The organism is Bacillus sp. EKM202B (genome assembly GCF_011066025.1).
Lineage (GTDB): Bacteria > Bacillota > Bacilli > Bacillales > Bacillaceae_G > Bacillus_A > Bacillus_A toyonensis.
Window position 1 is genome coordinate 22,586 of record NZ_JAAMNK010000028.1, and the last position, 21,631, is coordinate 44,216.

Below are 21,631 nucleotides of genomic sequence, written 5' to 3' on the forward strand. Positions count from 1 at the left end.
CCCTCCTTCTTTAGTAAGAATTAAACGCCTTGGAAGATTTCGATTTCTTTGCTGTCAGCAGTTAGCTTAACGATTGCTTTACGACGACGGCTAGTAAAACCAGCGTGACGACCAACGCGTTTTGCTTTCGGCTTGTAGTTCATGATGTTCACTTTTTCTACTTTAACACCAAAGATCGCTTCAAGAGCATCTTTAACTTCTGTTTTATTAGATTTAACGTCCACATCGAACGTGTATTTTTTTTCAGCCATCATTTCCATAGAACGTTCAGTGATAACTGGGCGCTTAATGATATCACGAGGATCTCTCATTATGCAAGCACCTCCTCTACTTTTTCCACTGCCGCTTTTGTCATGATTAGCTTATCATGATGAAGCACGTCTAAAACGTTTACGCCATCAGCAGTGATTACTGTTACTCCAGGGATATTGCGAGCAGATAACTCTACAGATTCGTTTGCATCAGCAGTTACGATAAGAGCTTTCTTCTCAACAGTTAATCCTTTAAGTACTGCTAGCATATCTTTTGTTTTTGGTGCATTTAACACTAGGTCTTCAAGAACTACAATGTTGTTCTCAACTACTTTAGTAGCTAATGCAGATTTGATTGCTAAACGACGAACTTTCTTAGGAAGTTTGTACGCATAGCTTCTTGGTGTAGGTCCGAATACCGTACCACCACCACGCCATTGAGGAGAGCGGATAGACCCTTGACGAGCACGTCCAGTTCCTTTTTGACGCCATGGTTTACGACCACCACCGCGAACTTCAGAACGAGTTTTTACTTTGTGTGTACCTTGACGTAAAGATGCACGTTGCATCATTACAGCTTCGAAAAGTACAGCTTCATTTGGTTCGATACCGAAAATAGCTTCAGCTAATTCGATTTCACCAACCTGTGAACCAGTTTGGTTATATACAGTAACTTTTGGCATTGGAATTCCTCCTTCCTATTGTGAATTATTTGCTAACCTTCACAGCGCCTTGAACAACTACAAGAGATTTCTTAGCACCTGGAACGTTACCTTTTACTAGTAATAAGTTGCGCTCAGTGTCAACTTGAACGATTTCTAAGTTTTGGATAGTAACTTGGTCTCCACCCATACGTCCAGCAAGTTTTTTGCCTTTGAATACACGGTTCGGAGCAACTGGGCCCATTGAACCTGGACGACGGTGATAGCGAGAACCATGAGACATAGGTCCGCGAGATTGTCCGTGGCGTTTGATAACACCTTGGAAACCTTTACCTTTAGAAATTCCTGTTACGTCAACGATTTCACCTGCAGCGAAAACTTCAACTTTTACCTCTTGACCAACCTCTAATCCGTCCACGTCTGCATCGCGGATTTCGCGAATGAAGCGCTTAGGAGTTGTAGATGCTTTAGCAGTGTGGCCTTGTTCAGGTTTGTTAGTTAACTTTTCACGTTTATCTTCAAATCCTAACTGGATTGCATTGTAGCCATCAGTTTCAGTTGTTTTCTTTTGAAGAACAACGTTTGGATTAGCAGCGATAACTGTTACTGGGATTAACTCACCGTTCTCAGCAAATACTTGAGTCATACCGATCTTTCTTCCTAAGATTCCTTTGGTCATGAGTTACACCTCCTACATTTTTAAGTTATATAATTTATAGTTTGATTTCGATATCTACACCAGACGGTAAGTCTAAACGCATTAATGAATCTACTGTTTGTGGAGTAGGACTCACGATATCGATTAAACGTTTGTGTGTGCGCATTTCGAATTGCTCACGAGAATCTTTGTACTTATGAACAGCACGAAGAATTGTGTAAATAGTCTTCTCAGTTGGTAATGGGATCGGACCAGAAACTGTTGCCCCAGAACGCTTAGCTGTTTCTACAATTTTCTCAGCTGATTGATCAAGAATACGGTGATCATAAGCTTTTAAACGGATACGAATTTTTTCTTTTGCCATTATTTTCCCTCCTTCGTTCGCCTATTTCTAAAATAGACCTTCTCCATGGAAATTTCCCCACACCATGCCATGGCAAAGCGGCCGGGTGTGTCAGCAACCTTCCACTTCATCGCAGTCAAAGACCAACATTGTCTATTATACAATGTTATTCGTCTAGATGCAAGCATCTTTTTGTTTGCATCTGCTTTTCTCTACTTTTGCTATTATACATGGCACTTTAAAGAATTTCAAGTTTTCATCTAACAGAATTCATTTTACAGTTTCTGGGTTTTGTTTTGTTGGTTTTATATTACTATAGAAGAAACTCGTCAAAACATAAAAATATAATCTTACTCATTATATAAACACAAATAAAAACCCAAGGGATTCTCCCTTGGGTTTTTATATCAGTTAAGATTACTCAACGATAGTTGCAACTACGCCGTAACCTACTGTACGTCCACCTTCACGAATAGAGAATTTAGTTCCCTCTTCGATAGCGATTGGAGCGATAAGTTCGATAGTCATTTCGATGTTGTCACCAGGCATTACCATTTCAGTACCTTCTGGTAATTGGATGATACCAGTTACGTCAGTTGTACGGAAGTAGAACTGAGGACGGTAGTTAGCGAAGAATGGAGTGTGACGTCCACCTTCTTCTTTAGATAATACGAAAACTTCAGCTTTGAATTTAGCGTGTGCTTTTACAGAGCCAGTTTTAGCAAGAACTTGTCCACGTTGGATGTCTTCACGAGCAACCCCACGAAGAAGAGCACCGATGTTGTCTCCAGCTTGAGCTTGGTCAAGAAGTTTACGGAACATTTCTACACCAGTTACAGTTGTAGAAGCATTCTCTTCAGCAAGACCGATGATTTCTACTACGTCACCAACTTTAACGATTCCGCGCTCTACACGACCAGTTGCAACTGTACCACGACCTGTGATAGAGAATACATCCTCGATAGGCATTAAGAATGGTTTGTCAGTTTCACGTTCTGGAGTTGGGATGTAAGCATCAACTTCAGTCATTAATTCAATGATTTTTGCTTCCCAATCAGCTTCTCCTTGAAGAGCTTTAAGAGCAGAACCTTTGATTACAGGAATGTCGTCGCCTGGGAATCCGTATTCAGATAATAGGTCACGAACTTCCATTTCTACTAATTCTAATAATTCTTCGTCGTCTACCATGTCGCATTTGTTTAAGAATACAACGATGTAAGGTACACCTACTTGACGAGAAAGAAGGATGTGCTCACGTGTTTGAGGCATTGGGCCATCAGCAGCAGATACTACTAAGATACCGCCGTCCATTTGAGCAGCACCAGTGATCATGTTTTTAACATAGTCAGCGTGACCTGGGCAGTCAACGTGTGCATAGTGACGAGTTTCAGTTTCGTACTCAACGTGTGCAGTTGAGATTGTAATTCCGCGCTCTCTTTCTTCTGGAGCAGCGTCGATTTGATCGTATCCGCGTGCTTCAGCACCACCAGCTTTTGCAAGAACTGTAGTGATCGCAGCAGTTAATGTAGTTTTACCATGGTCAACGTGGCCGATTGTACCGATGTTAACATGGGGTTTAGAACGTTCGAATTTAGCTTTAGCCATTCTAAATTCCTCCTTAGTTTATATAGGTTATTTTATATTTAGACTAGAAAGCGAAACCAAAGCCTCACTTTCTAAGCTTACATAAGTAGTTATACTTGAACAATCGATAAAAATCAATTATTCACCTTTATTTTTTTTAATAATTTCTTCTGAAACAGACTTCGGTACTTCTTCATAATGATCAAATGTCATTGAGAATGTTCCGCGTCCTTGAGTGTTTGAACGTAATGCTGTCGCATAACCGAACATTTCAGAAAGTGGAACCATAGCGCGAACAACTTGTGCGTTACCGCGAGCTTCCATACCTTCTACACGTCCACGACGAGATGTTACGTCACCCATGATGTCTCCCATGTATTCTTCAGGAATTACAACTTCAACTTTCATCATTGGCTCAAGAATTACTGGGTTACATTTAGAAACCGCAGCTTTAAGTGCCATAGATGCAGCGATTTTGAACGCCATCTCAGATGAATCGACATCATGGTAAGAACCGTCAACTAATGCTGCTTTAATGTCAACTAGTGGGTAACCAGCTAGTACACCATTTTTAAGTGAGTCTTCAAGACCCGCTCCAACAGCTGGGATGTATTCACGTGGAACTACACCGCCGACGATTTTGTTTTCGAATTCAAATCCTTTACCTTCTTCGTTAGGTGCAAACTCAATCCAAACGTGACCGAATTGTCCACGTCCACCAGATTGACGAGCGAACTTACCTTCAACTTTCGCAGCAGCGCGGAAAGTTTCACGGTATGCTACCTGAGGAGCACCAACGTTTGCTTCAACTTTGAATTCACGGCGCATACGGTCAACGATGATGTCAAGGTGAAGTTCACCCATACCAGCGATGATTGTTTGGCCAGTTTCTTGGTCAGTGTGAGCACGGAATGTTGGATCTTCTTCAGAAAGCTTAGATAATGCTGTACCCATTTTATCTTGGTCAGCTTTAGATTTTGGTTCGATAGCTACAGAGATAACTGGCTCTGGGAATTCCATAGACTCAAGGATAACAAGGCTCTTCTCGTCACAAAGAGTATCACCAGTAGTAGTATCTTTTAAACCTACAGCAGCAGCGATGTCACCAGCGTAAACTGTTGAAATCTCTTCACGGCTGTTAGCGTGCATTTGTAGGATACGACCTACACGCTCACGCTTACCTTTAGTTGAGTTTTTCACGTATGATCCAGAGTTTAACACACCAGAGTACACACGGAAGAACGTTAACTTACCAACATAAGGGTCAGTCATGATTTTGAATGCTAAAGCTGCAAATGGTTCTTCATCGCTAGACTTACGTTCTACTTCTTCCTCTGTATCCGGAAGAGTACCTTTAATAGCAGGTACATCTAATGGAGATGGTAGGTAGTCGATAACTGCGTCTAACAGAATTTGAACACCTTTGTTTTTGAATGCAGAACCACAGATTACTGGGAAGAATTCTACAGAAGTTGTAGCCTTACGGATACCAGCTTTAAGCTCTTCTACAGTGATTTCTTCACCTTCTAGGTACTTCATCATCATTTCTTCATCAAGCTCAGCTACCGCTTCAATAAGCTTTCCACGGTATTCTTCAGCTAGTTCTTTGTGCTCTTCAGGAATTTCGACACGCTCGATGTCTGTTCCTAAATCGTTACCGTACATGTAAGCACACTCTTCAACAAGGTCAATGATACCATTGAACTCATCTTCAGCACCGATTGGTAACTGAATTGGATGTGCGTTTGCTTGTAAACGATCGTGGATTGTTCCTACAGAGTATAAGAAATCTGCACCGATCTTATCCATTTTGTTAACGAATACGATACGAGGAACACCGTAAGTAGTAGCCTGACGCCAAACAGTTTCTGTTTGTGGTTCTACACCAGATTGTGCATCAAGTACTGCTACCGCACCATCAAGTACGCGTAAAGAACGTTCTACTTCTACTGTGAAGTCTACGTGTCCTGGAGTGTCAATGATGTTTACACGGTGACCTTTCCATTGAGCTGTAGTTGCAGCAGAAGTAATTGTGATACCACGCTCTTGCTCTTGCTCCATCCAGTCCATCTGAGATGCACCTTCATGAGTTTCACCGATTTTATGAATACGTCCTGTGTAATACAGAATACGCTCAGTTGCTGTAGTTTTACCAGCATCGATGTGAGCCATGATACCAATATTACGAGTGTTTTCTAAAGAGAACTCTCTTGTCATTTGGTGTCTTGCTCCTTCCATATATGGATTGGATTTTTTTATTTTAAGTAGCAAAAAAGCCACTTTATATTGTTACATATGCCAGTGTCCAGTACCCTCATTATGTAAAACGAGCGCCCAACGAAAGGGAGAGGCATTCTCCCTCTCCACACTTCCATAAGCGACAAATAAAGCGGTTTATGCTTACATTTATTTTACGTTGAATCCTACCAACGGTAATGAGCAAATGCTTTGTTAGCTTCTGCCATTTTATGAGTGTCTTCACGTTTCTTAACAGATGCACCAGCGTTGTTAGCTGCATCTAAGATTTCGTAAGCTAGACGCTCTTCCATAGTTTTTTCACCACGAAGACGAGCATAGTTTACTAACCAGCGAAGACCTAAAGTTGTACGGCGTTCTGGACGAACCTCAACTGGAACTTGGTAGTTAGCACCACCAACACGACGAGCGCGTACTTCAAGAACAGGCATGATGTTCTTAAGAGCTTGCTCGAATACTTCCATTGGTTCTTTATCTGAACGTTCACGAACGATATCGAAAGCGTTATAAAGAATTGTTTGAGATTTACCTTTTTTACCGTCAACCATCATTTTGTTGATTAGGCGTGTTACAAGTTTAGAATTGTACATTGGATCAGGTAACACGTCACGTTTCGCAACAGGTCCTTTACGAGGCATATTGAGTTCCTCCTTTCATTATAAGTTTATTATTTTTTAGCAGGTTTTGGTCGCTTAGTACCATATTTAGAACGTCCTTGCATACGTTTGTCAACACCAGCTGTATCAAGCGCTCCACGAACGATGTGGTAACGTACCCCTGGTAAATCCTTTACTCGACCACCGCGAATTAATACTACGCTATGCTCTTGTAGGTTATGACCGATACCTGGGATGTAAGCTGTAACTTCAATACCGTTTGTTAAACGTACACGAGCGTATTTACGTAACGCTGAGTTAGGTTTCTTTGGAGTCATTGTACCAACACGAGTACATACACCACGTTTTTGAGGTGCAGAGATATCAGTTGATTTTTTCTTTAAAGAGTTAAAACCTTTGTTTAACGCAGGTGATTTAGATTTCCATACTTTATCAGTACGACCATTTCTCACTAATTGGTTAATAGTAGGCATTTGATTATCCTCCCTTCGCATGTTTGTATGACCACATATCCAGGTGGTTCATTATTAGTTGAAAACAAAGTTTTTGCAAGGAAGAGCAAATGCTCTCTCCTCACAAAAACAGTTTTAACTTATTATTCCTATTGCTGAAGCTCCCACTTGAATCCCCGAAACTTTTCCAAGCTTACGAACTGATTCAACTTTGGTTATGGGTATGTTATGTTGCAAAGCAGTGCGAATGATAATATGGGTTAACCGCACATCAGCATCTTCTGCAATAACAACTTCTTTAACTATACCATTTTTGATTGCTTCCAATGTTCGTTTATGACCAACGACTACATTTTCAGCATTTGACACTTTTTGATAAGACATATAAATATCCTCCAAAGCATCGTTCAGGAGCAACCTTGATTATAGTAACATTTTGACTCATACAATGTCAACTAGGATTAGATGTTTTTATACAAAATTTACGACGGAAAATTTTACTGTTCCACATAAATCTCATCGTTTTCTACATTCATGTCATCTTGTGTTGTTTTTACAAGATCCACTTTGCGATAACGATTCATACCTGTTCCAGCAGGAACAAGTTTACCGATAATAACGTTCTCTTTCAGTCCTAGAAGCTCATCACGTTTACCTTTAATTGCTGCATCAGTTAAGACACGAGTTGTTTCTTGGAATGATGCTGCAGATAAGAATGAATCAGTTTCAAGTGAAGCTTTTGTAATACCAAGTAGAACAGGTCTAGCCGTTGCTGGTTGTTTACCTTGCAGTAACACCTTCGCATTCGCATCAGTAAACTGATGGATATCTAGTAATGTTCCTGGTAATACATCTGTTTCACCTGCATCACTTACACGAACTTTACGTAGCATTTGACGTACCATTACCTCTACGTGTTTGTCACCAATTTCTACCCCTTGCATACGGTATACTTTTTGAACTTCACGTAATAAGTATTCTTGAACTGCCGTAATGTCCGTTACTTTTAGTAATTCTTTCGGATCAATAGAACCTTCTGTTAACTCTTTACCGTGGCTAATTGGCTGTCCTGGCGTTACTTTCAGACGAGCACCGTAAGGAATAGCATACGTACGAGCTTCAACCTCACCCTGTACAACTACTTCTTGGCGATCTTTAACATCGTTGATTGCTGCGATAACACCGTCGATTTCACTGATAACTGCCTGACCTTTCGGATTACGAGCTTCAAAGATCTCTTGGATACGAGGTAAACCTTGTGTGATATCATCACCGGCAACCCCACCTGTATGGAACGTACGCATCGTTAACTGTGTACCTGGCTCACCGATAGATTGAGCCGCGATAATACCTACCGCTTCTCCTACTTCTACGTCTGTACCAGTTGCTAAGTTACGACCGTAACACTTCTTACATACACCATGGCGAGTGTTACACGTAAACGCTGAACGAATGTTTACAGTTTCAACACCCGAATTTTCAACGATATGAGCGATATCTTCAGTAATTAATTGATTTTCAGCAACTAATACTTCACCTGTTTCAGGATGTTTTACAGTTTTTCTTGCAAAACGTCCAACAAGACGATCATATAATGACTCAATTACTTCATTACCCTCTTTAATCGCACCGATTAGTAAACCGCGATCTGTTCCACAATCATCTTCACGAACAATTACATCTTGTGCAACGTCTACAAGACGACGTGTTAAGTAACCAGAATCGGCAGTCTTAAGTGCTGTATCGGCAAGACCTTTACGAGCACCATGCGTAGAGATGAAGTACTCAAGTACTGTTAAACCTTCACGGAAACTTGATTTGATCGGAAGTTCAATGATACGACCAGATGGATTGGCCATCAGACCACGCATACCAGCAAGCTGAGTGAAGTTAGATGCGTTACCACGGGCACCGGAATCACTCATCATGAAGATTGGATTGCGTTTATTCAAGGACTTCATCAGTTTTCCTTGGATAACGTCTTTTGCATTACTCCAAATAGAGATAACACGATCGTAACGTTCTTCTTCCGTGATTAAACCGCGACGGAATTGTTTAATTACATTATCTACTTTTGCTTGTGCTTCGTGGAGAATTTCATCTTTTTCACCTAATACAAGAATGTCAGATACCCCAACTGTAATACCAGCTTTTGTAGAGTATTTAAATCCTAAGTTCTTCATACGGTCAAGCATGCGAGACGTCTCTGTAATTTTGAAACGCTTGAATACTTCCGCAATGATGTTACCAAGAATCTTCTTGCTAAATGGTGCCACTTCTTCGCGACTAGCAATAATTTCTTTAATGTTCGCACCTTTTTCAACGAAATATTCCGCTGGTGTTTCTTTTTCAAGGTTTGAGTTTGTTGGTTCGTTAATATAAGGGAACGACTCTGGTAAGATTTCGTTAAATATTAATTTACCAACTGTTGTTAATAGAAGCTTACCTTTTTGCTCTTCAGTAAACGTTACATTATTTACTGAACTTGCAGCAACTGCAACACGCGTGTGCAGATGTACATATCCATTTTGGTATGCAAGTATTGCTTCGTTGGCATCTTTGAAGACCATACCTTCACCGATTGCACCTTCACGCTCAAGTGTTAAGTAGTAGTTACCTAATACCATATCCTGAGATGGAGTAACAACTGGTTTTCCGTCTTTTGGATTCAAGATGTTTTGTGCCGCTAACATAAGAATACGAGCTTCTGCTTGTGCTTCTGATGATAACGGAACGTGAACCGCCATTTGGTCACCGTCAAAGTCCGCGTTGTATGCAGTACATACAAGTGGGTGAAGACGGATTGCACGACCTTCTACTAGTGTAGGTTCAAACGCCTGGATACCAAGACGGTGAAGTGTTGGTGCGCGGTTTAGAAGTACTGGATGTTCTTTAATCACAGATTCTAAAACGTCCCAAACTTCAGGTTGTACACGCTCGATTTTACGTTTAGCACTCTTAATGTTGTGTGCTAAACCTTTTTCAACTAACTCTTTCATAACGAAAGGTTTGAACAGTTCAAGCGCCATTTCTTTCGGTAATCCACATTGGTACATCTTTAAGTTCGGTCCTACAACGATTACTGAACGACCAGAGTAGTCAACACGTTTACCTAATAAGTTTTGACGGAAACGTCCTTGTTTACCTTTAAGCATGTGAGATAGAGATTTTAATGGACGGTTACCTGGTCCAGTAACTGGACGGCCACGGCGACCATTATCGATTAATGCGTCTACAGCTTCTTGTAACATACGTTTTTCGTTTTGAACGATGATGCTTGGTGCACCTAAGTCCAATAGACGTTTTAAACGGTTGTTACGGTTAATTACACGACGGTACAAGTCGTTTAAATCAGAAGTAGCAAAACGTCCACCATCCAACTGTACCATTGGGCGTAGTTCTGGTGGGATAACTGGAAGAACATCTAGGATCATCCAAGATGGGTGATTTCCAGAGTTACGGAATGCTTCTAATACTTCTAGACGTTTAATAGCACGAGTACGGCGTTGTCCTTGTGCTGTTTTTAATTCTTCTTTTAAGAAGTCTACTTCTTTATCTAAATCGATATCTTGTAGTAGCTTTTTAATCGCTTCTGCACCCATAGCAGCTTGGAATGTGCTACCATATCGATCACGATATGCACGGTATTCTTTTTCAGAAAGTAATTGCTTCTTATCAAGTGGTGTATCTCCACTTTCTGTTACAACATAAGAAGCGAAATAAATTACTTCTTCAAGCGCGCGAGGGGACATGTCTAAGACAAGTCCCATGCGGCTCGGGATACCTTTGAAATACCAAATATGAGATACAGGAGCAGCTAATTCGATATGACCCATACGTTCACGACGAACTTTTGCACGCGTTACTTCAACGCCACATCGATCACAAACTACACCTTTATAACGTACACGTTTGTATTTTCCGCAATGACATTCCCAGTCCTTTTGTGGTCCGAAAATACGCTCACAGAACAAGCCATCTTTTTCAGGCTTTAACGTACGATAGTTAATTGTTTCTGGTTTCTTAACTTCACCGTATGACCAAGAACGAATCTTGTCAGGTGAAGCAAGTCCAATCTTCATATATTCAAAGTTATTTACATCTATCAAGGGGCCTACCTCCCTTTTAGTCTACAGGTTATCCCAATTATTCCTTAGTTGTCTCAACTTCGACATTCAATTTATCTGCTGATTGATGATCGTCGTCATCTTCTGTATCACGCATTTCGATTTCTTTATCGTCGCTAGACATCATTTTAACGTCCATACCTAAACTTTGCAGTTCTTTAATCAATACTTTGAATGATTCAGGAACGCCTGGTTCTGGAACATTTTCACCTTTAACAATTGCTTCATACGTCTTAACACGTCCGATAACATCATCAGACTTCACTGTTAAGATTTCTTGAAGAGTATAAGCAGCACCATAAGCTTCAAGTGCCCAAACCTCCATCTCACCGAAACGCTGTCCACCGAACTGAGCTTTACCTCCAAGAGGTTGCTGCGTTACAAGTGAGTATGGTCCAGTAGAACGAGCATGAAGTTTATCGTCAACCATGTGCGCAAGTTTGATCATATACATGACACCAACAGATACGCGGTTATCGAATGGTTCACCAGTACGTCCGTCATACAGGATTGTTTTCGCGTCATTTGCCATACCAGCTTCTTCAATTGTGCCCCATACATCTTCCTCACGAGCACCATCGAATACTGGTGTTGCAATGTGAATGCCAAGGTATCTTGCTGCCATACCAAGATGAAGCTCTAATACCTGACCGATATTCATACGAGATGGTACCCCTAATGGGTTTAACATGATATCGATTGGCGTACCATCTGGTAAGTAAGGCATATCTTCTTCTGGTAAAATACGAGAGATAACACCTTTGTTACCGTGACGTCCTGCCATCTTGTCACCTTCAGAAATTTTACGTTTTTGAACGATATACGCACGTACAAGTTGATTCACGCCCGGTGGCAATTCATCGCCATCTTCACGGTTGAATACTTTTACGTCTAAGATAATACCGCCACCACCATGTGGTACACGTAGTGATGTATCACGTACTTCACGTGCTTTTTCACCGAAGATTGCATGTAATAGACGTTCTTCTGCTGTTAGTTCTGTTACACCTTTAGGTGTTACTTTACCAACAAGTAGATCTCCATCTTTTACTTCAGCACCGACGCGAATAATACCACGCTCATCAAGGTTACGAAGTGCATCTTCTCCGACGTTTGGAATATCACGTGTAATTTCTTCTGGTCCAAGCTTCGTATCACGAGCTTCTGACTCATATTCTTCAATATGAATAGAAGTGTACACATCATCTTTTACAAGGCGCTCACTCATAATGATCGCATCCTCATAGTTATAACCGTCCCATGTCATGAAGCCAACAAGCACGTTACGTCCAAGTGCTAGTTCACCTAATTCCATAGAAGGACCATCCGCAAGGATTTCACCTTTTACAACTTCATTTCCAACACTTACGATTGGACGTTGGTTGTAGCAAGTTCCTTGGTTAGAACGAATGAATTTTTGCATTTTGTAGCGATCTAAGTCGCCTTTTACTGTTTGACCGTCAACTTCTACATAGCGACGTACCCAAACTTCACGTGCTTCTACGCGTTCAACAACACCAGGGTGTTTACAGATTACTGCAGCACCTGAGTCTTTTGCTGATACGTACTCCATACCTGTACCTACAATCGGTGATTCCGGATTCATTAACGGAACCGCCTGACGTTGCATGTTCGCTCCCATAAGTGCGCGGTTAGAGTCATCGTTTTCTAAGAACGGAATACAAGCTGTCGCTGCCGACACTACTTGCTTTGGAGATACATCCATATAGTCGATGCGTTCTTTATTTGTGACAATGTTTTCACCACGGAAACGAGCTACGATATCTTCATCAAGGAATTCTCCTTCTTCAGATAATTTCATATTCGCTTGGGCTACAACATAATTATCTTCTTCATCTGCTGTTAAATAATCAACCTGCCCTGTTACAAGACCAGTTTCTGGGTCAACACGACGGTATGGTGTTTCAATGAAACCAAACTCATTTACTTTCGCGAACGAAGATAATGAGTTAATCAAACCGATGTTTGGTCCCTCTGGTGTTTCAATCGGACACATACGACCGTAGTGAGAGTAGTGAACGTCACGCACTTCAAAGCCTGCGCGCTCACGCGTTAAACCACCGGGTCCTAATGCAGATAGTCTTCGTTTGTGAGTTAACTCTGCTAATGGGTTTGTTTGGTCCATGAACTGAGATAACTGAGAACTTCCGAAGAACTCTTTAATAGATGCAATAACAGGACGGATGTTAATTAACGCCTGTGGTGTAATTGCATTTGTATCTTGAATCGACATTCTCTCACGAACAACACGTTCCATACGAGAAAGACCGATACGGAATTGGTTTTGTAAAAGCTCTCCTACTGAACGTAAACGACGGTTTCCTAAGTGGTCGATATCGTCTGTGTCCCCTACTTTGTATAGTAGGTTGAAGAAGTAGCTGATAGAAGCAAGGATATCACCTGGTGTAATATGTTTTATATCACGAGTAATATTTGCATTACCAATTACGTTAATTACGCGTTCGCCTTCTGACTCAGGAGCATAAATCTTAATAGATTGCAGCTCAACATCGCCTGCTACCACTCCACCCATTGGTTTCGCTGTTTTGAATCCAATGTTTTTCTCTAAGTAAGGTAGAATGCGATCAAGCGTACGACGATCTAAGACTGTTCCTTCTGCCGCTAAAATTTCACCAGTTTCTGGATCCACCAGTGTTTCAGCTAAACGTTGGTTAAACAATCTATTTTTAATGTGTAGCTTTTTGTTGATCTTATAGCGACCTACATTTGCTAAGTCGTAGCGCTTCGGATCAAAGAAACGAGACACAAGTAAGCTCTTTGCATTTTCTACTGTTGGTGGTTCACCAGGGCGTAGACGCTCATAAATTTCAAGCAATGCTTTTTCTGTGCTATCTGTGTTGTCTTTTTCTAACGTGTTGCTTAAGTATTCGTTATCACCTAAAAGCTCGGTGATTTCTTGATCAGAGCCAAACCCTAATGCGCGTAACAAAACAGTTACAGGAAGTTTACGAGTACGGTCAATACGTACATATACAACATCCTTAGCATCTGTCTCATACTCTAACCAAGCCCCGCGGTTTGGAATTACAGTAGCAGTAAAACCACGTTTTCCGTTTTTATCCACTTTGCCACTATAGTATACGCTTGGAGAGCGAACTAACTGGGAAACGATAACACGTTCTGCACCGTTAATTACGAATGTTCCAGTCTCTGTCATGAGTGGGAAATCTCCCATGAACACATCTTGTTCTTTTACTTCACCAGTTTCCTTGTTGATTAGACGCACTTTTACACGAAGTGGTGCTGCATACGTCACATCACGCTCTTTGCATTCTTCTACAGAGTATTTAGGTTCACCTAAGCTGTAGTCGATAAATTCAAGCGATAGATTTCCCGTAAAGTCTTCGATCGGAGAAATGTCTTGGAACATTTCTCGCAAACCCTCATCAAGAAACCACTGATAAGAAGAGGTTTGAATTTCGATAAGATTTGGTAACTCTAATACTTCACTAATACGGGCATAACTTCTTCGTTGGCGGTGGCGTCCGTATTGAACTAGTTGACCTGTCAACTGCTTCACCCCTCAAATCATGAGTATTATAAATGCACAAAAAAATTTGTGCAAAATCACAAATAAATACAACTACTGCTATTAGCGTAGTTTTTTTCTCTTAAAGATAGATACGTTGAGTCTTTCTACCTGCTCAAAAAGAAAAATGGCTTCTTTAAGAAAACCATCATTCTGTTTCATAATCTGCTGATTTTACTATCTTTTCCAAGAGAAACAAAAATATACATCTTTTCTCAACGCAGAAAATCATATATTGGCATTGTATAATGTTAACATAGCCAAAAATAACCGTCAACGCTTTTTTGATTTTATGATATAATATCCTTTTTTCTTTTCTACAACTTCAACTTCAGAAAATACTTCTTCTAGTTTTTTTAGCGCAGATGGTGCACCTTGTTTCTTTTGAATAACAATCCACAATTCTCCACCTGAAACTAAATACTCTACAGCTTTTTCTAAAATCTCATGCACGATATCTTTACCAGCACGAATTGGAGGATTAGATAGAATAACAGCATACTTGCCATCTACATTTTCATAGACACTACTTTGCAAAATACGTACATTTTCAATTTTGTTATTAGCGGCATTTTCTTTTGCAAGCCCCAAGGCCCTTTCATTCACATCCACCATGTGAACTTCACGATCTTGAAACTCTTTCGCTAACGACAAACCGATTGGACCGTACCCACACCCTACGTCTAACACATTACCTTTAACATCTGGCATTTGAAACGCTTCAATTAAAAGACGAGAACCAAAGTCCACTTCGTTTTTCGAGAACACCCCATGGTCAGATAAAAAAGTAAATCGAGATTCACGAAGCGTAAATTCCCATCGTTTACGATCACTCTTACTAGAAGGGTCGTTAGAAAAATAATGGTCTGCCATATGGCCACCTCTTTTCTTTACAGTTAAAAAAAAAGCTCGCATGAGAGCGAGCTTTTTAAAGCATCAAAAGTTAATTACTTAACTTCTACAGCAGCGCCAACTTCTTCAAGTTTAGCTTTCATTTCTTCAGCTTCCTCTTTAGAAACGCCTTCTTTGATTGCTTTTGGAGTGTTGTCAACTAATTCTTTAGCTTCTTTTAAGCCAAGACCAGTGATTTCACGTACAGCTTTGATAACCTTGATTTTTTGAGCGCCAGCACTTGCAAGTACTACGTCAAATTCAGTTTTCTCAGCAGCAGCTTCACCAGCGCCACCAGCTACAGCTACAGGAGCAGCAGCAGTTACGCCGAATTCTTCCTCGATAGCTTTTACTAAGTCGTTAAGTTCTAATACAGTCATAGATTTAACTGCTTCAATGATTTGTTCTTTAGTCATTGTAAATATCCTCCCTTAAATAGGTTTGTATTGTTTTATAGATAACAAGTAATTATCTTTTAAAAAATTAAGCGCCTTGCTCTTCCTTTTGTTCTGCAACTGCTTTAGTAGCAAGTGCAAGGTTACGGATTGGAGCTTGAAGAACGCTAAGAAGCATAGAAAGTAAGCCTTCACGTGATGGAAGAGTAGCGATAGCTTTAACCTCATCAAGTGTTACAAGTTTACCTTCGATTACGCCCGCTTTAATTTCTAAAGCTTCATGTTTTGTAGCGAAGTCGTTTAATACTTTCGCAGGAGCAACTACATCCTCGTTACTGAACGCGATTGCGTTTGGTCCTGTTAAGAATTCGTTTAACTCAGCCATTTCAGCAGACTCTGCAGCACGACGAGTTAAAGAGTTTTTGTAAACTTTGAACTCAACGCCAGCTTCACGTAATTGCTTACGTAATTCTGTTGCTTCAGAAACTGTTAAACCACGGTAGTCAACAACGATTGTAGATTTACTAGCGCGAAGTTTGTCCGCGATTTCAGTTACAACTTGTTGTTTAGTTTCGATTACTTTGCTCATGTTATTACACCTCCTGTAGATTATATAGAAGATGTACCGAAAGTGCACTAAAAACCTCCATGCCCAACTTGTAGACATGGAGGCATATAGTCACAGAAAAAAAGATTCCGCTTCGTATATTAACACCTAGGTAGGAAATTAAGTCGAATGACACCTACTGTCTACGGTACACTATTTAAATTCACAACATAAATGATTATATTAAAACTTCTTTATGAAGTCAACTTCCAATTTTTACGCAAGTGTAGAAACGTCTACGCGTACGCCAGGTCCCATTGTAGAAGCAACAGTTGCATTCTTCATGTAAGTACCTTTTGCAGCAGCTGGCTTAGCTTTTTGTAGCGTGTCAGCAATTGTTTTGAAGTTTTCTACTAGTTTAGCATCTTCGAAAGATACTTTACCGATTGGAACGTGGATGTTACCAGCTTTATCAACGCGGTATTCAACTTTACCAGCTTTGATTTCGTTAACAGCTTTAGTTACATCGAAAGTAACTGTTCCAGTTTTAGGGTTTGGCATTAAACCTTTAGGTCCTAATACGCGACCAAGTTTACCAACTTCACCCATCATGTCAGGAGTTGCTACTACTACATCGAAGTCGAACCAACCTTGTTGGATTTTACCGATGTAATCAGCATCGCCTACGAATTCAGCGCCAGCAGCTTCAGCTTCTTTTGCTTTTTCGCCTTTAGCGAATACTAATACACGTTGTACTTTACCAGTACCGTGTGGAAGAACAACTGCGCCACGAATTTGTTGGTCAGCTTTCTTAGGGTCAACACCTAAACGGAATGCAGCTTCTACAGTTGCATCAAATTTAGCTGTGTTTGTTTTCTTTACTAATTCTACTGCTTCTGTTGCAGAGTAAGCAGTTGCACGATCAACAAGCTTCGCAGCTTCTACGTACTTTTTACCTCTTTTAGCCATTTTTATTTCCTCCTCGAATGTGGTTTTAGCGGAATAACCTCCCACGTTTACGCCTTTTTTCCAGGGATAACCTGAGGATGCGCGCCATCCTTTTATTTTAAAAAACGATAATCATTTACGATAATAAAGGTTGCGAATTGGAATTCCAGACCCGCAACCTTTTTTAAAAACAAATCGAATTAGTCTTCGATAACGATGCCCATACTGCGTGCAGTACCTTCAACCATACGCATTGCAGCTTCTACGCTAGCAGCGTTTAGGTCAGGCATTTTAGTTTCAGCGATTTCGCGTACTTTATCACGCTTAACAGTTGCCACTTTATTACGGTTTGGTTCACCAGAACCAGACTCAATACCAGCTACTTTCTTAAGAAGAACAGCAGCAGGAGGAGTTTTAGTAATGAAAGTGAATGAACGGTCCTCAAATACCGTAATTTCAACAGGGATGATAAGACCAGCTTGATCTGCTGTACGAGCGTTAAACTCTTTACAGAAGCCCATGATGTTAACACCTGCTTGTCCTAATGCTGGACCAACTGGTGGAGCTGGGTTAGCTTTACCTGCAGGAATTTGAAGCTTTACCATTTTAATTACCTTTTTAGCCACGAGACACACCTCCTTAAGTCCGTGATGTGGTCAATTGGACAGTGATTTGCCCTCCCACGTCATATTTTATCTGTAACGATAAAATCTTTCAAAAAACGTCTCCGATAACGAAGACGTACTGACTTAAAAGATATTATCACTTTTTACAATTCATTTCAAGTTTCATTTTATAATTTTTCAATTTGATGGAAGTCAAGTTCAACTGGAGTCTCGCGACCAAACATATCTACAAGCACACTCACTTTTTTCTTCTCCACATCAATTTCTTCAATAGCACCTGTATAATCTGCGAATGGTCCCTCATTTACACGTACTGTCTCATGAAGTTCAAAGTCGAAATCAACCACTTCATTGTCCATTCCCATATGCTTCATAATGGTAACAACTTCCTCTTCTAATAGAGGAGATGGTTTAGATCCAGAACCTGAAGAACCAACAAAACCTGTTACACCCGGTGTATTACGAACAACATACCAAGAGTCATCAGTCATGATTAGTTCCACTAACACGTAACCTGGGAACACTTTTCTTTTCATTATTTTTTCTTTACCATTTTTCATTTCTACTTCTACTTCTTCCGGGACAACAACACGGAAAATTTTATCTTGCATACCCATTGATTCTACACGTTTCTCTAGGTTTGCCTTTACTTTATTTTCATATCCAGAATAAGTATGGACAACATACCAACTTTTTTCCATTCATTTAGGACGAGCGTCCTTCCCTCCCTGACGTACATTTTTTTGCGCAAATGAAAAAACCCGTTCACCGGGCTTTTACACAGTTCTTATAAATAACATTATATCATGGATAAGTGCTTCTTATTCAAGAATTAACCAAGAATTAACCGAATTAAAGAAGAAATGCCCATATCAACTACTGCGAAGAAAATCGCAAAGAACACAACTGTAGCGATAACAGTCGCTGTTGAGCGGAGTAATTCATCTTTTTTAGGCCAACTTACTTTTTTCATTTCGCGACCTACATCGCCGAAAAAGTTCGTTAAACGCATCTGCGGGACCTCCAGTGTATTATTTATTTTGTTTCCTTGTGAACTGTATGCTTATTGCATGTTTTACAAAACTTCTTTATCTCAAGTCGCTCTACTGAGCTCGTATCTTTCATCGTAGAGTAGTTTCGATTTTTACACTCTTCACATGAGAGTACAACTTTTTTCCTCATTAGTTACACCAGCCTTGTAACATTATGTCCCTAAAAATGTATCATACAACAAAAGACAATGTCAATGTCATGACTCCCACTCTCGTTACAAAAAGAAAACAGGTGAATTAATTTACACCTGCGTTACTTTCTATGAATTTAAAGTTGTACTCTCTCTCATTTCCATATATCGTTCCAATTTCCTCTTCACCCGCTGTAAAGCGTTATCAATAGATTTCACATGTCTGTTTAACTGTTCCGAAATCTCTTGATAAGAGCGACCATCTAAGTATAAAGAAAGTACTTTTCTTTCTAAATCGCTTAATAATTCAGATATTTTAGACTCTATGTCGGTATATTCTTCTTGACTAATGATCATCTCTTCAGGATCAGTCACCTTCGCTTCGGAAATAACATCCAATAACGTTCGATCAGATTCCTCATCGTAAATCGGCTTATCTAAAGACACATACGAATTTAAAGGAATATGTTTTTGTCTTGTTGCTGTTTTAATAGCGGTAATAATTTGTCGAGTAATACACAGTTCAGCAAATGCTTTGAACGAAGACAGCTTGTCCTCTTTATAATCACGAATTGCTTTAAACAATCCAATCATACCTTCTTGAACAATATCTTCTCGATCGGCACCCACTAAGAAATAAGATCTTGATTTCGCGCGAACAAAGTTCTTATATTTATGAATTAAATATTCTAGAGCGTCAGTATTACCTTTTCGAACTAACTCAACGATTGCCTCATCCTCTAAATCACGAAATGTAACGTCGCCTACACTTACGAAGCCTGCTTCCACCTTGATCCCTCCGACCGCTATTTATTTAGCAATATTATACAGTAAAAAGACAAAGAGCGTCAATGCTTCAACGCTCTCCTCTTCTTAATTTTTCTAATTTTTCTGTAATATCCTCACTAAATATCTTTCGCATGGCAGGTTGCTTTTCTTTCGTGTCTTTTGTACGTCTTCTTACTTGTTGTTCCATCGCTTGTACTTCTAACTCTAATTCACGCGCAGATTTCCGAAGGGCACCTTGCGCAAATATAACCCATTGTTCCGTATAATCAGAAGTCGCAACATATATTTGTGTATTTATATTTCTAAGCTCAATCGCAAGTTTCTCTATCTTTTCGTCCGCAGTTTGATTTTTGCGCGTGAATATTACTTCCACACGCGATTGTTTCATCTTTTTTTCAATACCGTGGACTGTATAGGCATCAAAGACTATCATTACTTTCGTTCCTGTATATCCTTGATAATCCGCCATCTTATCAATAAGCGCGTCTCTTGATGATTGCAAATCTACATCCCGTAGTTTTTTCAAGTCTCCCCAAGCTCCGATAATGTTGTAACCGTCAACGATTAAAATATCGTTCATTTTTTATTTACCAATTTCGTGACGTTTACGATATACCTCATACATTAACAAACTTGCGGCTACTGAAGCATTTAAGGATGTAACTTTACCAACCATCGGTAAAGTAATTAAGAAATCACACTTTTCACCAATAATACGACTCATACCTTTTCCTTCACTACCAATTACTAATCCAATCGGCATTTTACCATCTAAATTACGGTAATCCGTTTTTCCTTTGGCATCTGTACCAGCAATCCAAAGTCCGCGTTCCTTCAATTCATCAATTGTGCGAGATAAGTTTGTTACGCGCGCAACTGGAATATATTCAATTGCTCCTGTTGATGCTTTCGCAACTGATGCTGTAAGTCCTACAGCCCTTCTTTTCGGAATAATAACCCCATGAGCTCCTGTGGCATCAGCAGTACGCATAATAGAACCTAGGTTATGCGGATCTTCAATTTCATCTAAGATTAAGAAGAATGGATCTTCATTACGTTTTTCTGCTACTTTGAATAAATCTTCTAATTCAGCATACTGGTATGCAGCTACTTGAGCAATTACACCTTGATGATTACCCTCAACTAATTGATCTAACTTCTTCTTTGGTGCATGTTGTAAAATAATCTTATTTTCTTTCGCTAATGCTAGTACAATCTGCACTTGCCCTTTGGCAGCACCTTCCGCGATCCAAATTTTATTAATATCTCTCCCTGATCGTAACGCTTCAATTACAGGGTTACGTCCGATAATATATTCACTACTCATGATGATGTGCCCCCTTCCTTTTCTTCTAAAACTGCAATTGCCTTATATACAATTTCGTCTAATCTTTCACGATTATTTAATAAGTGATGATAACCAATTAGCGCTTCAAAGGCTGTACTATGTCGATATGTTTGTACATCCGTATTTTTCGGAACGGTACCTGAATTTGCATTACGCCCTCTTCTTAATACCGCCTCTTCTTCCTCTGTCAAAAATGACGTCTCTAATAAATGATAAACAACTTTCGCCTGTGCTTTTGCCGAAACAAAGCTCGTCCCTAAGCGATGTAATTGATTAGGACGAACCTTTCCTTTTTGAAGGAGGTGATAGCGGATATATTGTTCATATACCGCATCACCCATATATGCTAACGCTAAGCTGTTTAATTGCTTTGCATCAATCAT

The 21,631-nt window shown here is 40.0% G+C and carries 23 protein-coding genes and 1 other annotated feature; all 23 genes read right to left on the reverse strand.

All coding sequences use genetic code 11. From position 1 onward, the window contains the following. Positions 1 to 20: 20 nt before the first annotated feature. The 23 genes from rplW to G9F74_RS24150 all read right to left on the reverse strand — a co-directional run bounded on the left by rplW (position 21) and on the right by G9F74_RS24150 (position 21,631). Positions 21 to 311, reverse strand: a complete 291-nt coding sequence (gene rplW / locus G9F74_RS24040) for a 50S ribosomal protein L23 (RefSeq protein ID WP_001205558.1) — start codon at positions 309 to 311, stop codon at positions 21 to 23. Continuing rightward, on the reverse strand, positions 311 to 934 hold the full coding sequence (rplD, locus tag G9F74_RS24045; RefSeq protein WP_001127258.1) for a 50S ribosomal protein L4: 624 nt from the start codon (positions 932 to 934) through the stop codon (positions 311 to 313). Before rplD ends, rplW begins: the two co-directional genes overlap by 1 nt. 25 nt (positions 935 to 959) lie before the next feature. Next, entirely contained in the window at positions 960 to 1,592 is a 633-nt protein-coding gene (gene rplC, locus G9F74_RS24050; protein ID WP_000160209.1) for a 50S ribosomal protein L3, read from the reverse strand. 34 nt (positions 1,593 to 1,626) lie between these two features. Continuing rightward, positions 1,627 to 1,935 (reverse strand): 30S ribosomal protein S10, encoded by a 309-nt coding sequence (gene rpsJ / locus G9F74_RS24055; RefSeq protein ID WP_001040595.1) that lies wholly within the window; start codon positions 1,933 to 1,935, stop codon positions 1,627 to 1,629. 396 nt (positions 1,936 to 2,331) lie between these two features. Continuing rightward, entirely contained in the window at positions 2,332 to 3,519 is a 1,188-nt protein-coding gene (tuf, locus tag G9F74_RS24060; RefSeq protein ID WP_001029617.1) for an elongation factor Tu, read from the reverse strand. Positions 3,520 to 3,636: 117 nt separating this feature from the next. Further along, positions 3,637 to 5,715, reverse strand: coding sequence for an elongation factor G (gene fusA, locus G9F74_RS24065; RefSeq protein ID WP_000196385.1), 2,079 nt, complete (start codon positions 5,713 to 5,715; stop codon positions 3,637 to 3,639). Between the two features lie 206 nt (positions 5,716 to 5,921). After that, positions 5,922 to 6,392: a 30S ribosomal protein S7 gene (rpsG, locus tag G9F74_RS24070; RefSeq protein ID WP_001137492.1), complete on the reverse strand. Its 471-nt coding sequence runs from the start codon at positions 6,390 to 6,392 to the stop codon at positions 5,922 to 5,924. A gap of 29 nt (positions 6,393 to 6,421) precedes the next feature. Next, on the reverse strand, positions 6,422 to 6,844 hold the full coding sequence (gene rpsL / locus G9F74_RS24075) for a 30S ribosomal protein S12 (RefSeq protein WP_001142341.1): 423 nt from the start codon (positions 6,842 to 6,844) through the stop codon (positions 6,422 to 6,424). Between the two features lie 114 nt (positions 6,845 to 6,958). Next, on the reverse strand, positions 6,959 to 7,207 hold the full coding sequence (locus tag G9F74_RS24080; protein WP_000121831.1) for a 50S ribosomal protein L7ae-like protein: 249 nt from the start codon (positions 7,205 to 7,207) through the stop codon (positions 6,959 to 6,961). 113 nt (positions 7,208 to 7,320) lie between these two features. Next, entirely contained in the window at positions 7,321 to 10,932 is a 3,612-nt protein-coding gene (gene rpoC / locus G9F74_RS24085) for a DNA-directed RNA polymerase subunit beta' (protein WP_000567945.1), read from the reverse strand. 37 nt (positions 10,933 to 10,969) lie between these two features. After that, on the reverse strand, positions 10,970 to 14,503 hold the full coding sequence (gene rpoB / locus G9F74_RS24090) for a DNA-directed RNA polymerase subunit beta (RefSeq protein WP_000147560.1): 3,534 nt from the start codon (positions 14,501 to 14,503) through the stop codon (positions 10,970 to 10,972). Between the two features lie 291 nt (positions 14,504 to 14,794). Beyond that, positions 14,795 to 15,394 (reverse strand): class I SAM-dependent methyltransferase, encoded by a 600-nt coding sequence (locus G9F74_RS24095; protein ID WP_016107362.1) that lies wholly within the window; start codon positions 15,392 to 15,394, stop codon positions 14,795 to 14,797. A gap of 74 nt (positions 15,395 to 15,468) precedes the next feature. Continuing rightward, positions 15,469 to 15,828 (reverse strand): 50S ribosomal protein L7/L12, encoded by a 360-nt coding sequence (gene rplL / locus G9F74_RS24100; protein ID WP_000159737.1) that lies wholly within the window; start codon positions 15,826 to 15,828, stop codon positions 15,469 to 15,471. A 67-nt stretch (positions 15,829 to 15,895) separates the two neighbouring features. Beyond that, on the reverse strand, positions 15,896 to 16,396 hold the full coding sequence (gene rplJ, locus G9F74_RS24105; protein WP_000048718.1) for a 50S ribosomal protein L10: 501 nt from the start codon (positions 16,394 to 16,396) through the stop codon (positions 15,896 to 15,898). Between the two features lie 39 nt (positions 16,397 to 16,435). Then, positions 16,436 to 16,581, reverse strand: a sequence feature (ribosomal protein L10 leader region). A gap of 49 nt (positions 16,582 to 16,630) precedes the next feature. Beyond that, the gene (gene rplA / locus G9F74_RS24110) at positions 16,631 to 17,323 is read right to left on the reverse strand and encodes a 50S ribosomal protein L1 (RefSeq protein ID WP_002093855.1); all 693 of its coding nucleotides are present in this window, start codon (positions 17,321 to 17,323) and stop codon (positions 16,631 to 16,633) included. Between the two features lie 179 nt (positions 17,324 to 17,502). Further along, positions 17,503 to 17,928, reverse strand: a complete 426-nt coding sequence (gene rplK / locus G9F74_RS24115; RefSeq protein WP_001085872.1) for a 50S ribosomal protein L11 — start codon at positions 17,926 to 17,928, stop codon at positions 17,503 to 17,505. Between the two features lie 167 nt (positions 17,929 to 18,095). Then, positions 18,096 to 18,629: a transcription termination/antitermination protein NusG gene (nusG, locus tag G9F74_RS24120; protein WP_000415793.1), complete on the reverse strand. Its 534-nt coding sequence runs from the start codon at positions 18,627 to 18,629 to the stop codon at positions 18,096 to 18,098. A 131-nt stretch (positions 18,630 to 18,760) separates the two neighbouring features. Continuing rightward, positions 18,761 to 18,940, reverse strand: a complete 180-nt coding sequence (secE, locus tag G9F74_RS24125) for a preprotein translocase subunit SecE (RefSeq protein WP_001241321.1) — start codon at positions 18,938 to 18,940, stop codon at positions 18,761 to 18,763. Between the two features lie 23 nt (positions 18,941 to 18,963). Next, positions 18,964 to 19,110, reverse strand: a complete 147-nt coding sequence (rpmG, locus tag G9F74_RS24130; protein ID WP_012260172.1) for a 50S ribosomal protein L33 — start codon at positions 19,108 to 19,110, stop codon at positions 18,964 to 18,966. A 130-nt stretch (positions 19,111 to 19,240) separates the two neighbouring features. Continuing rightward, positions 19,241 to 19,900 carry an RNA polymerase factor sigma-70 gene (locus G9F74_RS24135; protein WP_000387198.1) on the reverse strand — a complete coding sequence of 220 codons (660 nt, stop codon included), beginning with the start codon at positions 19,898 to 19,900 and terminating at the stop codon, positions 19,241 to 19,243. Positions 19,901 to 19,967: 67 nt separating this feature from the next. Next, a complete protein-coding gene (locus G9F74_RS24140; RefSeq protein WP_000997879.1) occupies positions 19,968 to 20,480 on the reverse strand; it encodes an NYN domain-containing protein in 513 nt (170 codons plus the stop codon). 3 nt (positions 20,481 to 20,483) lie between these two features. Next, entirely contained in the window at positions 20,484 to 21,227 is a 744-nt protein-coding gene (gene rlmB, locus G9F74_RS24145) for a 23S rRNA (guanosine(2251)-2'-O)-methyltransferase RlmB (RefSeq protein WP_000093761.1), read from the reverse strand. Next, a complete protein-coding gene (locus tag G9F74_RS24150; RefSeq protein ID WP_000564265.1) occupies positions 21,224 to 21,631 on the reverse strand; it encodes a Mini-ribonuclease 3 in 408 nt (135 codons plus the stop codon). Before G9F74_RS24150 ends, rlmB begins: the two co-directional genes overlap by 4 nt.